We start from the raw sequence: 13,736 nt of genomic DNA, 5'->3' as shown, positions 1-13,736 counted from the left end.
TAAGGTATCTAATAATTACAAAAAAAAGTAATTTTATTAATAATATTTATTTTAATTTGCCAGTAATTATTAATAATAAAAAAAAATGTCGAAATTATGATTTTTTATACAAATCACTTGATGAGACATATAGTGTATCAATTATTAACGAGAATGGAACTTTAATAAGTTCATATAATGATAAAATATTAAGGATTCCAGCTTCTAATTTAAAATTATTTTCCACTGCATATTTATTAAATAAATATAAATCATCAAAAAATTTTAAAACATCAATATTTAGAAGAAATAGTAATAAATATTATTTATTAGGTAGCGGAGATCCAGATCTTAGTTATTCAGATATATATAAATTACTATCTAATATTTCTTATAATAAGAAAATTAATCTAAACATATTTGAAATAAATTCTAAATATTATTGGCCAAAAGGTTGGACATCTGGAGATAAAAAGTTTGAATATGGAGCTCCAATTACAACTTTGGCATTAAATAGTAATCAGAGTAAATATGAAAATATAGAAACCTTAAAAAGAAGTATTGAAAAATATTTATTTAATAAATATCCATCCTCCTCAATAAAAGTAAAAATTGTAGAAAATTCAAAAAAATTTTATATGAAACCTTCAATTGAATTGGATTCAATCAGATCTAATCCATTATTATCTTTAATAACATTAGCTAATTCTGAAAGTCATAATTTTACATCTGAATCACTATTTAAAAATGCATCAAATACCTGGAATGATAATAATTATTTTAAATTAAAAAATTGGTTGAGAAATATAGGGTTAAATGTAGCAAATTCATCATTTGCAGATGCTAGTGGACTTTCTAGAAATAATAGAGTAAACACCAAATTAATAGCTGAATTTTTGAATAAGATGAAATATTCAAAAGATTTTAGTACCTACCAATCCTCACTATCAATTATTGGAGTAAGAGGAACATTGGCTAAGAGATACTCAAACTCTGAATTACAAGGTAAATTTGTTGGAAAAACTGGGACTTTATCAAATGTATTTGCCTTATCAGGATACCTATTTAAAGATAACAAATCTTTTGTTGTAAGTATTATTCAAAATTCAGAAAACATCGATAGAGATACTACATTTAACTTATTAAAAAATATTTATAAATTAGAAGGATGTTTTTAATTTTTTTTGAAATATTCCTTTAGATCTCTTTCCACAGCTTCTGGAACCATATGATTTATTTCTCCTCCAAATTTAGCAACTTCTTTAACCAAAGAACTACTTAAGAAACTAAAGTTTGTATTAGTAGATAAAAAAATAGTTTCTATTTCACTATTAAGAGATTTATTTGTATGTGCTATTTGAAGTTCATATTCAAAATCACTCATGGCTCTTAATCCTCTTAAAATAAGGTTAGCGTTAACATCCTGAGCACAATCTACGGTAAGACCTTCGTAAGAAATTACACTTATTTTTGAAAGGTGAGATATTGCGTTATTTATTTGTATGAGTCGCCGACTGAGTTCAAAAGTAGGTTTCTTACTCGTATTTTCTAAAACCGCTACTACTACATTTCCAAATAATTTCTCTGCTCTTTGTATTAAATCTAGATGTCCATTTGTTAAAGGATCAAATGTACCTGGGTAAAGTATTTTCATAACTTGATTATGATTAGAAAGGATATTTAGTTAAAATAAAATTATTAATTAAATTAATTATGACATTAAATCTTGAAGCAAAAAAAATCTTATTAAGAAAAATTCCACATGGATTGTTTATTTGCGGAGTAAGAGATGAAGAGAAAAATGAAGTAAATGGTTTTACAGCAAGTTGGGTTACACAAGGATCCTTCACTCCTCCCCTTGTTGTAATGGCAGTTAGAGCAGAAGGATCTAGTCATGAAATAATTAAAAATACTGGTAAGTTTTCATTAAATGTTCTAAAAAGTGATCAAAAGGATTTAGCCGCAGTTTTTTTTAAACCACAAAAAGCACTAGGTGGAAGATTTGAATCCGTGGAATTTAATTTGGGAGAATATGGGTTACCGATTTTAGTAGATAGTGTTGGCGGTGTTGAATGTAAAGTTGTAGGTAATGTTATCTATGGTGATCATACTGTTTTTGTTGGAGAAGTTTTAACAGCATATTTAAATAATGATGTGGAATCTTTAAATTTAAATAGTACAGGATGGAATTATGGAGGTTAGAAACTATAGATGAATAATCCTTCAACTAAAGTATTGGATAAAAAATATAATTTTAAAATAGAATATAAACTTATCAATAATAAGCAATTATTAAAATCAAGATTATCAGAAATACCAAAGAGTTCTGGATGTTATCTTTTTAAGGATTTAGATAATAATTTACTTTATATAGGAAAATCAAAAACACTTCGAAATAGGGTAAGTAGTTACTTCAATAACTATGCTGATCTTTCACCAAGATTATGTTTAATGGTAAGACAGATAACTGAGATAGATATTATCGTCACGGACAGTGAGTATGAAGCTCTTAATTTAGAATCAAATTTAATAAAAACCAATAAACCATATTTTAATATTTTATTAAAAGATGATAAAAAATATCCATATCTTTGCATAACATGGAGTGAAAAATATCCAAAAATATTTATAACTAGAAAAAGGAGGAATAGAAATAATTTAGATAGATATTACGGTCCTTATGTAGATGTTGGTCTTTTAAGAAATACATTATTTTTAATAAAAAAAATTTTTCCGTTGAGACACAGTAAATTATCAAAATCCTTTTATCGTGAAATTACAGGAGTAGATCTAGAAAAAATATCATCAGAGGAATACAAAAAAATAATGAAACAAGCGTCAATGGTATTTCAAGGAAGAAACGATGATTTAATTAAAATTCTTGAAAAAAAAATGTCTTTTTATTCAACTGAACTTCAATATGAGAAAGCAGCAAAAATTAGAGATCAAATTAACGGACTAAGATTATTAACTGAATCTCAAAAAATATCTATTCCTGATTCTTCCATAAATAGAGATATTTTCGGGATAGTTTCGGAAAAAAATATAGCTAGTATTCAAATCTTTCAGATGAGATCAGGTAAATTAATTGGTCGTATTGGATATAGTCAAAAATTGAATGGGCTTCAAGAAAGTGAAATCCTTCAAAGAATTCTAGAAGAACATTATATAAATGTTGAAGGGATAGAAATTCCCTCTGAAATATTAGTTCAATATAATTTCCAAAAAATAAAGATTATTGAAGAATGGCTTAGTGAGATAAAACAAAAAAAAGTTAAAATAATTAATCCTAAAAGAAGTAATAAATTAAAAACAATTGAAATGGTTCAAAAAAATGCAAGATTAGAACTAAATAGAATATTAAATGGAATACAAGATAATGAATCTGCTATTGAGGATTTATCTCAAATACTAGATTTGAGTATTCATCCAAGAAGATTAGAGGGCTACGATATAAGTCATATTCAAGGTACAGATCCAGTAGCATCACAAGTTGTGTTTATAGATGGATTGCCATCGAAACAAAATTATAGAAAATATAAAATAAAAGACTCTAATGTTTACATAGGTCATAGCGACGATTACGCTTCAATATATGAGGTTATTCATAGAAGATTTAGAAAATGGTCTAGATATAAACAAAATGGAGGGAATCTAAGTACCATAAATAATACTAAACAAAGTAGTCTTGATAATGAACTATTTTCTGACTGGCCTGATTTGGTAATGATTGATGGAGGTAAAGGGCAACTAAACTCCGCTTATAAGGCTTTGGAAGAACTTGATTTAGAAAAAGATGTTATTCTATGTTCCTTAGCAAAAAAGAATGAAGAAATTTATGTACCTGGATTAACAAAACCTCTTAATACGGATATGAATCAAAAGGGAGTAATGCTCCTAAGAAGATTAAGAGATGAAGCACATAGATTTGCACTTTCATTTCATCGCAATAAGAGATCTAGGAGAATGAACAGGTCACAACTTACTCAGATACCAGGATTAGGTTCTTCAAGAATAAAGGATTTATTAGAGCATTTTAATTCTGTAGATGCAATAAGAATTGCTAGTAAAGAAGAACTAATGAAAGTAAAGGGACTTGGGAGCAATACAGCAAAAGATATATATGATTATTTCAATTGCGATTAAATTTGGATATGAGAAATTATTTTAGAATTATTCATAGATGTTGATATTATTGTATTTTGTGTAAATTAATAAGTAGGATTATTTAAGTTGATAAATAAAATAATGTTCTGGAGAAAATCAAAGGTTTTAATTTTATATTCTACTGTTGATGGTCATACAAAAAATATATGCGAATATATTTATAAGAAACTAAAAGGCAAAAAAAGTGTAAGTATTGTTTCAATAGAAAAATCTTCAGAATATAAGTTAGAGGATTTTAATGAAGTTGTTATTGGGGCAAGTGTTAGGTACGGATATCACAGAAAGAATGTTTATGAATATATTCAAAAAAATTTACAAGAATTAAATAATTTAAAAACAGCTTTCTTTTCATTAAATTTAACAGCAAGAAAACCAGAAAAATCAACTCCTGAGACTAACCCTTATTTAATAAAATTCTTAAAAAAAGTAAAATGGAATCCTTCAACTAAAGAGGTATTTGCTGGTAGATTAGATTATCCAAGTTTGGACACATTTAATAAATTAGCAATTTTATTTATAATGTTTATAACTAATGGTCCAAAAGATACTTCAAAAACCTACGAGTTAACTGATTGGAAAAAAGTAGATAAATTAATTAATTCCATATCAAAACTTTGACACTTTCTCATAAATGAATAAAAAAGAGTTAATTGAATTAACTTCAAATATAGATATAAATAGTTGTCCTCATATAATAAATTTTCATTGTCATACTAAATTTAGTGATGGAAGCTTTGAACCTGAACAATTATTAGATCAAGTTTTTATTAACAAACTAAAATTTATAGCTATTACAGATCATCACACTGTAAAAGCTCATACTTTTATTGAAAAAAACAATATTCTTAAGAAATATCCAAGCGATTCATTTAATCTAATCTCTGGAATCGAAATAAATTGTTTACTTCTTGGATGTTTAGTTCATGTTATTGGCTTAGGAATTAATGTAAATAGTAAATATCTTACGCCTTACATACAAGGTGAGTCGCCAATTGGTAATGATTTACACATTAAATCAGTAACGAAGGCAATCAGATTAGCCGGAGGAATATCTTTTCTTGCTCATCCTGCAAGGTATAGGATTCCTTTTTATAAACTTATTCCTGAAGCTAATAATCAAGGAGTTGATGGAATTGAAGTTTGGTACGACTATGATTTAAATGAAAGATGGCAAGCTAGTAATTTTGTATGTTCAAAGATAAACAAATTAACAGAAAGCCTAAATATGCTAAAGACATGCGGAACAGATAGTCATGGATATTCTTTATTGGGCCGATAAATTAGTATTCATTTTTCTCGATTTTTGAATCGGCCATGTTAACAATTTTCTTTAAATTATCTAATATTTCTGGAGTGGATTCTTTCCACATTCTCCTATAAATAATCTCTATAAATCTTTGAGATAAATCCCTCAAAGCCCAAGGATTATTCTCAAAAAAGAACTGTTTAAGTTTTTCATCACATATCCATGATTTATATATTTGGTTATAACACCAATCAGAGACTAGTTCCGTTGTTGCATCATAAGCATATAAATAATCAAGAGTTGCAGAAAATTCAAAAGCTCCTTTGTATCCATTTTCTTTCATTCCATCTATCCATTTTGGATTCAGAACTCTTGTTCTAACGACTTTATTAATTTCATAACTTAATTTATTTATTTTTGATTTACGAAACTTTGATAAATCACCGTGATATATTTCGGGATATTTTCCTTTTAATTTTTTAATTGCGGATGATATTCCACCTTGGAATTGATAATAATCATCTGAATCTAAAATATCATGTTCTCTATTATCTTGATTATGAATAACTACTTGAATATTTTTAAGTACCTTTTCTAATTCTTTTTTGTTTTCGATAGGTTCATTACTATCAGAGTAAATCCACTTACTCCAATTTAAGTATGAATCAGCCAAATCATCATTATTATCCCAACTAGAATTTGAAATTAACTCCTGTAAACCAGCTCCATATGCACCAGGAGCAGAACCAAAAATTCGATTAAGGGAATCTCCATTTTTAAGAGAGTCTAAAATTGGATTAAATTTAATATCTTCATTTAGATGAGAAACTATCTGAATAGCTTTATGAACTAAAGATATTAATTGTGGAAATGCATCTCTAAACATTCCAGAAATTCTCAAAGTAACATCAACTCTTGGTCTGCCAAGTACACTTAAAGGAATTATTTCTAAATCAATAACTCTTCTAGAAGGGCCATCCCAAATTGGTTTTACTCCTATTAAATATAAAATTTGACAAATATCTTCACCACCATTTCTCATTGTAGATGTTGCCCATACTGAAATTGCTATTTTTTTAAGGTCTTGTCCGTGTTCTTGTTTATATAATCCTACTATTTGAGAAGCTGATTGACATCCCACTATCCAAGCTGATTCAGTTGGTAATCCTCTTGAATCAATAGAAAAGAAATTTTTACCAGTTGGGAGAACCTCTGTTTTTCCTCTTGTTGGAGCTCCGGAAGGTCCGCTATTTACATATAATCCTTTTAAAGAATTTATAAATGATAGCTTCTCATTTATAGAAGACTTAATAATAGGATCAACAATTTCTTTGTGAATAATATAAAAATATTCTTCATTTTTTTTATTTTCAGTTAATAATAATAATATCTTTTTATTTTCTAATATTTCTAAATCATTTAAAATTATTTGATTTCTATAGAAACTATAATAAATTAAATATTTAGCTTGAAATTCTAAAAATTCTAAAGCTCTTCTAAAATTATTAATTTTATCCTTTGAATAATAATTAATAATTTCCTTATCTTTATCACTAAGAATTTGTTGATAATCATTTGTCCATGGATCTAACTCTAAATTTAGATTTGTTGATATATATTGGATTAATCCGCAACGTTTAGATGTAGGGACTCTTGCAATACTTAAGATCAAATTAATTTCATTTAAAAATTTTTGTCTAGTTCCAAATATGTGAAGCCCAGTTCTGATTTGTGATTCTTTAAGCTCGCATAGGTAAGAGTCGATTGCTTCTATTTTATTTGACTCTTCAAATAATATAATATCTTTAAAATCAGATTTAATTATTTCTAATATAGATTTTTCAATAATATTAATACGCTTAGAATTCAGTAATTTAGCCTCATAGTATTCGTCTAGTGATTGTTCTAAAATCGAAAGGTTTCCGTATAATTCAGATCTATCTAAAGGGGGTGTAAGGTGATCGATTATAGTCGCATGTGTTCTTCTTTTTGCTTGAGAACCCTCTCCTGGATCGTTAACAATGAATGGGTAAATATTTGGAATAGGAGGACAAATAATACTTGGAAAACAATCATTACTAAGTCCTATAGATTTTCCAGGTAACCATTCAACAGTTCCATGTTTACCAATATGACAAATAGCATTTGAATTGAAATTATTTTCTAGCCAATGATATTGTGCTAAATATCTATGTGGAGGTGGTAGATCAGGAGAATGAATATCTCTATTAGATTCAATATCATAACCTCTTTGAGGTTGAATTAATAAACAAATTTTTCCAAATAAAAGTCCATTTATAGAAAAACCTTTATTTTCTATATCTGGAGCTTTAGATGGAAGACCCCATCTATTAATTATTAAATTTTTAGAATTAAGCGATAATTTGTTCCAAAATTCTAGATATTCAGTTAGTGATAAATAATCAAGAGGTTCATTGTTTTGTGACTCAATATCATTTGTTCTAGTTTTAATAAGCAATGAAAAAAGTTGTGAAGAATTTTTAGGTAATTCTGTCGAGCCAAGATCATATCCTTCCTCTTTTAACCAATAAAGAATATTTAGAACAGACTGTGGTGTATTTAAACCAACTCCATTTCCAATTCTTCCATTTTTTACGGGATAATTAGCAATTACTAATGATATTTTCTTATCAAAATTTTTTAAATTATTCAGTTTTACATAATTACATGCAAGTTTTGTAATCCATTTAATATTTCTATTATCAACTTTATAATTTGTAATTTTGCTACATAAAGTTTTATTTATAGATATAACTTCTTTAAAAGCACATGGCTTTGTAGTAATTCGTCCATCAAATTCTGGAATTATTATTTGCATTAATAAATCTGTTGAATTCATTCCTGTTGATGAATGAATCCACTCTTTTCTAGATTTGTTAGATGTAAGAACTTGTAAAATGGGTATATTTAATGACTTAAATATATTTAAATTTTCATCTACATCTTTGCTATGTGTGTTAAGCGACGATGAAAAAGATGTAGTAGTTATTAGCAATTTTATCTCTTCTTTTTTAAAAATATTAATCAATTCTTTCTGTACATTTAAATTCTTCAGACTTGATATAAATACTGTTTTGGGTGATAAACCATTTAACCTTAGCTGGTAAATCAATTCTTTTGATAATTCAATTTCGTTCGCTAAAAATAATGACTTATAAGAAATTATTCCAACTTTTAAGCCCTTTTCATTTTGCCAATCATATTGATAAGGATCTGGATAAAAAACTTCCGTAGTATATTTTTCTGGAATACTTTTTTCAATAGATGATAAAAAAGTTAAACAATATAGAAATCTTCTATAGTTCTCCCTACCTCCTGCTCTAAGTAGTTTAGTTATTTTTATTGAAGTCTTTAAATTAATGCTGCTTAATTCATTTAACGATAAATCCTCCTCTTCAGTCCCGGATAGAATTAAAAGAGTTCGATTATCATTTGCTTCTTGCCATTTTATTAATTGCTCGACTCCATAACTCCATGTACCTTTATCACCAAACAATCTAAGAACGACTACTTTTGCATAATTTATTGTTTTAAAAAAATAATTATCTATTTGTGCGAAGGTATTAAGATTTGTAATTTCTAAAGCTCTAATATTATTTTTAAATAAGTTGAATTCATTTTCTTCTATTAAAGATGAAATTATATTTATGTCAGCTTTTACGCTGGTAATGAATATAAAATCAGCTCTAGGCTGTTCTACAAAATCGATATTATTATTTTCATTTCCCGCAATATTTAATATCCTATGCATTTAAATATAATAATTAGGTTTAGAATACTTAAGTAAGTTAGAACAATTTTAACTCATTTCTAAAATTAAATATGCAAGAATTTCTTCCATATGCCTGGTTTGAAGGTAAGTGTATACCTTTTAAAGACGCAAAAGTATCTATAGCAACTCATTCACTTCATTATGGAACAGCCGCCTTTGGAGGAATGCGGGCTATCCCAAATCCCGAAGATAATAATGAATTTCTCTTATTTAGAACAGATAAACATATAAAAAGGTTATCTCAAAGCGCCAAATTGCTTTTAGCAGAAATATCTGAAGATTATATTTTTAATGCCATTGAAACAATTTTAAAAATTAATAAACCATCAAAACCAATCTACATAAGACCATTTGTCTATACTAGTGATTTAGGTATAGCTCCAAGATTGCATAATATAGAAACCGATTTCTTTATTTATTGCATTGAACTGGGAGATTACTTATCTCCGGATGGTGTATCTTGCAGAATGAGTAGTTGGACAAGACAAGAAGATAGATCTTTGCCATTAAGAGGAAAAATAAGTGGTGCTTACATTACAAGTTCATTAGCTAAAACAGAAGCTAGTTTATCTGGGTTTGATGAAGCTTTACTTTTAAATTCAAGTGGAAAAGTAAGTGAAGCAAGTGGTATGAATTTATTTATAGTCAGAAATGGTGAATTGATAACACCAGGTGTTGATCAAGACATTCTGGAAGGAATCACGAGAGCTAGTGTTCTTGAATTAGCTAAGTCTTTTGGAATAAATGTTATAGAAAGACCCGTTGATAAGACTGAGTTACTTATTGCAGATGAGGTGTTTCTAACTGGTACTGCGGCTAAAATTACACCGGTAAAACAAATAGAATCTACTAGAATTGATAAAAAACGTCCAATAATGAATAAACTGAAAAATAAGCTTATAGAAATAACGGAAGGGCGATCACAAGACTATGATAGTTGGATTACTCGTATTAAAATTAATTAATTTAGGTTTTCGTATAAACATATGGTTTCATTTAGGGATTATTTAAATAGAGATGATAAACCAATTATAATTTTCGATGGTGGTACAGGCACTTCTTTTCAAAATTTAAATTTATCATCTAATCACTTTGGTGGAGATGAATTAGAAGGCTGTAATGAAAATCTAGTTTTATCTTCTCCAAATATTGTAGAACAAGTACATAATTCATTTCTTGAAGCAGGTTGTCATGTAATTGAAACCAATACATTTGGAGCTTCATCAATTGTTTTAGATGAATATAATATTGCCAGTAAGGCTTATGATATCAATAAAAAAGCAGCTCAAATAGCTCAAAAAAGTGTAAATTCATTTTCTTCAGTTAATTCGCCTAGATTTGTTGCTGGATCTATTGGACCAACTACTAAATTACCGACATTAGGTCATATTGAATTTGATAAACTAAAAGAATCTTATGAAGAACAGATACATGGTCTTATAGACGGAGGTATTGACCTTTTATTAATAGAAACATGCCAAGATGTTTTACAGATAAAATCAGCATTATTTGCATCTCAAGAAGTTATTAAAAATAAGAATATTGATTTACCCATAATGATATCTATAACAATGGAAACTACAGGCACAATGCTTGTAGGTTCAGATATAGCTTCAGCCTTGACAATATTAGAGCCATACAAAATTGATATTTTGGGACTTAACTGTGCAACTGGTCCAGTTCAAATGAAAGATCATATAAAGTATCTATCTGAAAATTCACCCTTCGCAATTAGTTGCATTCCTAATGCCGGACTACCTGAAAATGTTGGAGGAGTTGCTCATTATAAATTAACTCCAATTGAGTTAAAAATGCAGTTGATGAACTTTATTTATGATTATAACGTTCAACTTATTGGAGGATGTTGTGGAACCACTCCGGAACATATCAAATATTTATCTTCCATTATTGATGAAATAGTTGATAAAAAGAAAATAAATACAAAATCCTCAACTGAAAAAAATAGTTTTATTCCTTCTGCAGCATCTATCTATAATTCTGTTCCATACAAACAAGATAATTCAATATTAATTGTCGGAGAACGTTTAAATGCTAGCGGTTCAAAAAAAGTCAGGGAATTACTAAATAAAGATGATTGGGATGGTTTAGTATCTATTGCTAAACAGCAGCAAAAAGAAAATGCTCACATATTAGATGTCAATGTTGATTATGTGGGTAGAGATGGAGTTAAAGATATGAAGGAAATCACCTCAAGATTAGTTACTAATATAAATCTTCCTTTAATGATAGATTCAACAGAGGCAGATAAAATGGAAAGTGGATTAAAGACTGCAGGTGGAAAATGCATTATTAATTCAACTAACTACGAAGACGGAGATGACAGATTTAATCAGGTTTTAAAACTCGCTTTAGATTATGGTTCGGGAATCGTTATTGGTACTATTGATGAAGATGGAATGGCAAGAACTTCAGATAAAAAATATAACATTGCAAAAAGAGCATTAATACAAACTAGATCAAGTGGCCTTGAAGATTACGAAGTATTTTTCGATCCTTTAGCATTACCAATATCGACTGGAATAGAGGAAGATAGATTAAATGCAAAAGCAACTATTGAAGCAATATTAAAAATAAGAAAAAGTTTTCCAGATATACACATCATCTTAGGAATATCTAATATAAGCTTTGGCCTTTCACCATTATCAAGAATAAATCTTAATTCAATATTTCTCGATGAATGCATTAAGGCGGGATTAGATTCAGCTATTATTGCACCAAATAAAATATTGCCTCTTTCAAAAATCTCTGAAGATACTAAAAAATTATGTTTGGATTTAATTTATGATAGAAGAAATTTTAAAAATAAAATATGTGTATATGATCCATTAGTTGAGTTAACAAAAGCATTTCAAGATTTAACAATAAGTGACTTTAAAAAAGCATCTACTTCAAACAAAAAATTAAGTTTAGAGGAAAAACTTAAAAACCATATTGTTGATGGAGAAAAGATTGGTTTAGAAGAAAATTTAAATAATGCCTTAAAAAAATATAATCCACTTGAAATAATTAATACATATTTATTAGATGGAATGAAGGTAGTTGGTGAATTATTCGGATCTGGCCAAATGCAATTACCATTTGTTTTGCAATCTGCAGAAACGATGAAATTCGCTGTTTCAGTATTAGAACCTCATATGGAAACAGTAGATGAAAAAGTATCAAATGGAAAATTACTAATAGCAACTGTAAAAGGAGATGTTCACGATATAGGAAAAAATTTAGTTGATATAATTCTCTCAAATAACGGTTTTGATGTAATCAACCTTGGAATAAAACAGGATGTTTCAGCCATTATTGAAGCACAAAAAATTCATAAAGCAGATTGTATAGCTATGAGTGGTTTACTTGTAAAATCAACAGCATTTATGAAAGATAATTTAGAAGCATTTAATAATGCTGAAATTAATGTTCCAGTAATACTTGGAGGCGCAGCATTAACTCCAAAATTCGTAAATGAGGATTGTAGTCAAATATATAAAGGAAAAATACTATACGGGAAAGATGCTTTTACAGATTTACAATTCATGAATGAATTTATGGAAAGTAAAAAGAATGGAAACTGGTCTAATGAAAATGGTTTTATTAATGAGGATGATATACAAATTAAATTAGCTTCTCCAAGATCTACTGATAAGAATAGATATTTAAATAAAAATATTAAAAATACTGAAAAAATTAAAATAATAGAGAATTTTGAAAGATCTAGTTTTGTAGATGAAGAAAAACCAATAAAAGCACCATTCATTGGAACAAGAGTTCTTCAAAATGTAGATATAGATATTGAAAAGTTGCTTTTCTATCTAGATAAAAAAGCATTATTTAGTGGCCAATGGCAAATTAAAAAAAACAAAGGTCAATCAGTTGAAGAATATAATAAATATTTAGAGTCATACGCAAATCCATTACTTCAAAAATGGATCGATATTATTTTAGATAAAGAATTAATATCGCCAAAAGCAGTATATGGTTATTTTAATTGCGGGAGGAAAGATAATAGTATTTACCTCTTCGATAATAAATCTCATAAAAAGATTTCTGAATTTAATTTTCCTAGACAAAAATCCGGAAATAATCTTTGCATAGCAGATTTTTATTGTGATCTTAAAAATAACCAGCCATTAGATATATTTCCAATGCAAGCAGTAACTATGGGAGCAATAGCAAGCGAATATTCACAAGAATTATTTAAAGCTGATAAATATAGTGATTATTTGATATTTCATGGTTTAACAGTCCAATTAGCAGAAGCTCTTGCAGAATATGTTCATTCTTTAGTAAGAATTGAATGTGGATTTAAAAAATTTGAGCCAACCAATAACCGTGAAATCTTAGCTCAAAAATATAGAGGAGCTAGATATTCATTTGGATATCCAGCTTGTCCTAAAGTTTCGGATTCAAATATACAATTATCTTTATTAGATGCTAAAAGGATAAATTTAACAATGGACGAATCAGAGCAATTACACCCTGAACAAAGTACTACCGCTATTATTTCCCTACATTCAAAAGCAAAATATTTCAGTGCATAGA

9 protein-coding genes are annotated in these 13,736 nt (G+C 27.9%); 7 read left to right on the top strand and 2 right to left on the bottom strand.

What is annotated here, in order from left to right:
- The first annotated feature begins 56 nt into the window (after positions 1-56).
- Positions 57-1,157, top strand: a complete 1,101-nt coding sequence (locus P9515_RS04705; protein ID WP_225867071.1) for a D-alanyl-D-alanine carboxypeptidase — start codon at positions 57-59, stop codon at positions 1,155-1,157.
- On the opposite strand, the gene coaD is transcribed toward P9515_RS04705, so the two are convergent.
- Entirely contained in the window at positions 1,154-1,633 is a 480-nt protein-coding gene (gene coaD, locus P9515_RS04700; RefSeq protein ID WP_011820275.1) for a pantetheine-phosphate adenylyltransferase, read from the bottom strand. The two genes, P9515_RS04705 and coaD, sit on opposite strands and share 4 nt — an antisense overlap.
- Positions 1,634-1,692: 59 nt before the next feature.
- On the opposite strand from coaD, the gene P9515_RS04695 reads away from it, so the two are divergent.
- The 4 genes from P9515_RS04695 (at position 1,693) to P9515_RS04680 (ending at position 5,425) form a co-directional block, all read left to right on the top strand.
- Positions 1,693-2,181, top strand: a complete 489-nt coding sequence (locus tag P9515_RS04695) for a flavin reductase family protein (RefSeq protein ID WP_011820274.1) — start codon at positions 1,693-1,695, stop codon at positions 2,179-2,181.
- A 9-nt stretch (positions 2,182-2,190) separates the two neighbouring features.
- The gene (gene uvrC, locus P9515_RS04690) at positions 2,191-4,125 is read left to right on the top strand and encodes an excinuclease ABC subunit UvrC (RefSeq protein WP_011820273.1); all 1,935 of its coding nucleotides are present in this window, start codon (positions 2,191-2,193) and stop codon (positions 4,123-4,125) included.
- An 87-nt stretch (positions 4,126-4,212) separates the two neighbouring features.
- Entirely contained in the window at positions 4,213-4,764 is a 552-nt protein-coding gene (gene hemG / locus P9515_RS04685; RefSeq protein WP_225867070.1) for a menaquinone-dependent protoporphyrinogen IX dehydrogenase, read from the top strand.
- Positions 4,765-4,777: 13 nt separating this feature from the next.
- On the top strand, positions 4,778-5,425 hold the full coding sequence (locus P9515_RS04680; RefSeq protein WP_011820271.1) for a PHP domain-containing protein: 648 nt from the start codon (positions 4,778-4,780) through the stop codon (positions 5,423-5,425).
- A 1-nt stretch (position 5,426) separates the two neighbouring features.
- Here the strand turns inward: P9515_RS04680 and cobN are convergent, their stop codons facing one another.
- Positions 5,427-9,164, bottom strand: coding sequence for a cobaltochelatase subunit CobN (gene cobN / locus P9515_RS04675; protein WP_011820270.1), 3,738 nt, complete (start codon positions 9,162-9,164; stop codon positions 5,427-5,429).
- A 71-nt stretch (positions 9,165-9,235) separates the two neighbouring features.
- On the opposite strand from cobN, the gene P9515_RS04670 reads away from it, so the two are divergent.
- A complete protein-coding gene (locus P9515_RS04670) occupies positions 9,236-10,150 on the top strand; it encodes a branched-chain amino acid transaminase (protein ID WP_011820269.1) in 915 nt (304 codons plus the stop codon).
- 21 nt (positions 10,151-10,171) lie between these two features.
- Entirely contained in the window at positions 10,172-13,735 is a 3,564-nt protein-coding gene (metH, locus tag P9515_RS04665) for a methionine synthase (protein WP_011820268.1), read from the top strand.
- Position 13,736 lies beyond the last annotated feature (1 nt).

The organism is Prochlorococcus marinus str. MIT 9515, assembly GCF_000015665.1.
GTDB classification, from domain to species: domain Bacteria; phylum Cyanobacteriota; class Cyanobacteriia; order PCC-6307; family Cyanobiaceae; genus Prochlorococcus_A; species Prochlorococcus_A marinus_P.
This window is presented reverse-complemented; position numbering and strand designations above follow the sequence as displayed.

Coding starts and splice junctions, on each gene's coding strand:
- uvrC (WP_011820273.1), top strand. CDS start 2,191: ATGAATAATCCTTCAACTAAAGTATTGGATAAAAAATATAATTTTAAA.
- cobN (WP_011820270.1), bottom strand. CDS start 9,164: ATGCATAGGATATTAAATATTGCGGGAAATGAAAATAATAATATCGAT.
- P9515_RS04680 (WP_011820271.1), top strand. CDS start 4,778: ATGAATAAAAAAGAGTTAATTGAATTAACTTCAAATATAGATATAAAT.
- coaD (WP_011820275.1), bottom strand. CDS start 1,633: ATGAAAATACTTTACCCAGGTACATTTGATCCTTTAACAAATGGACAT.
- metH (WP_011820268.1), top strand. CDS start 10,172: ATGGTTTCATTTAGGGATTATTTAAATAGAGATGATAAACCAATTATA.
- P9515_RS04670 (WP_011820269.1), top strand. CDS start 9,236: ATGCAAGAATTTCTTCCATATGCCTGGTTTGAAGGTAAGTGTATACCT.
- P9515_RS04695 (WP_011820274.1), top strand. CDS start 1,693: ATGACATTAAATCTTGAAGCAAAAAAAATCTTATTAAGAAAAATTCCA.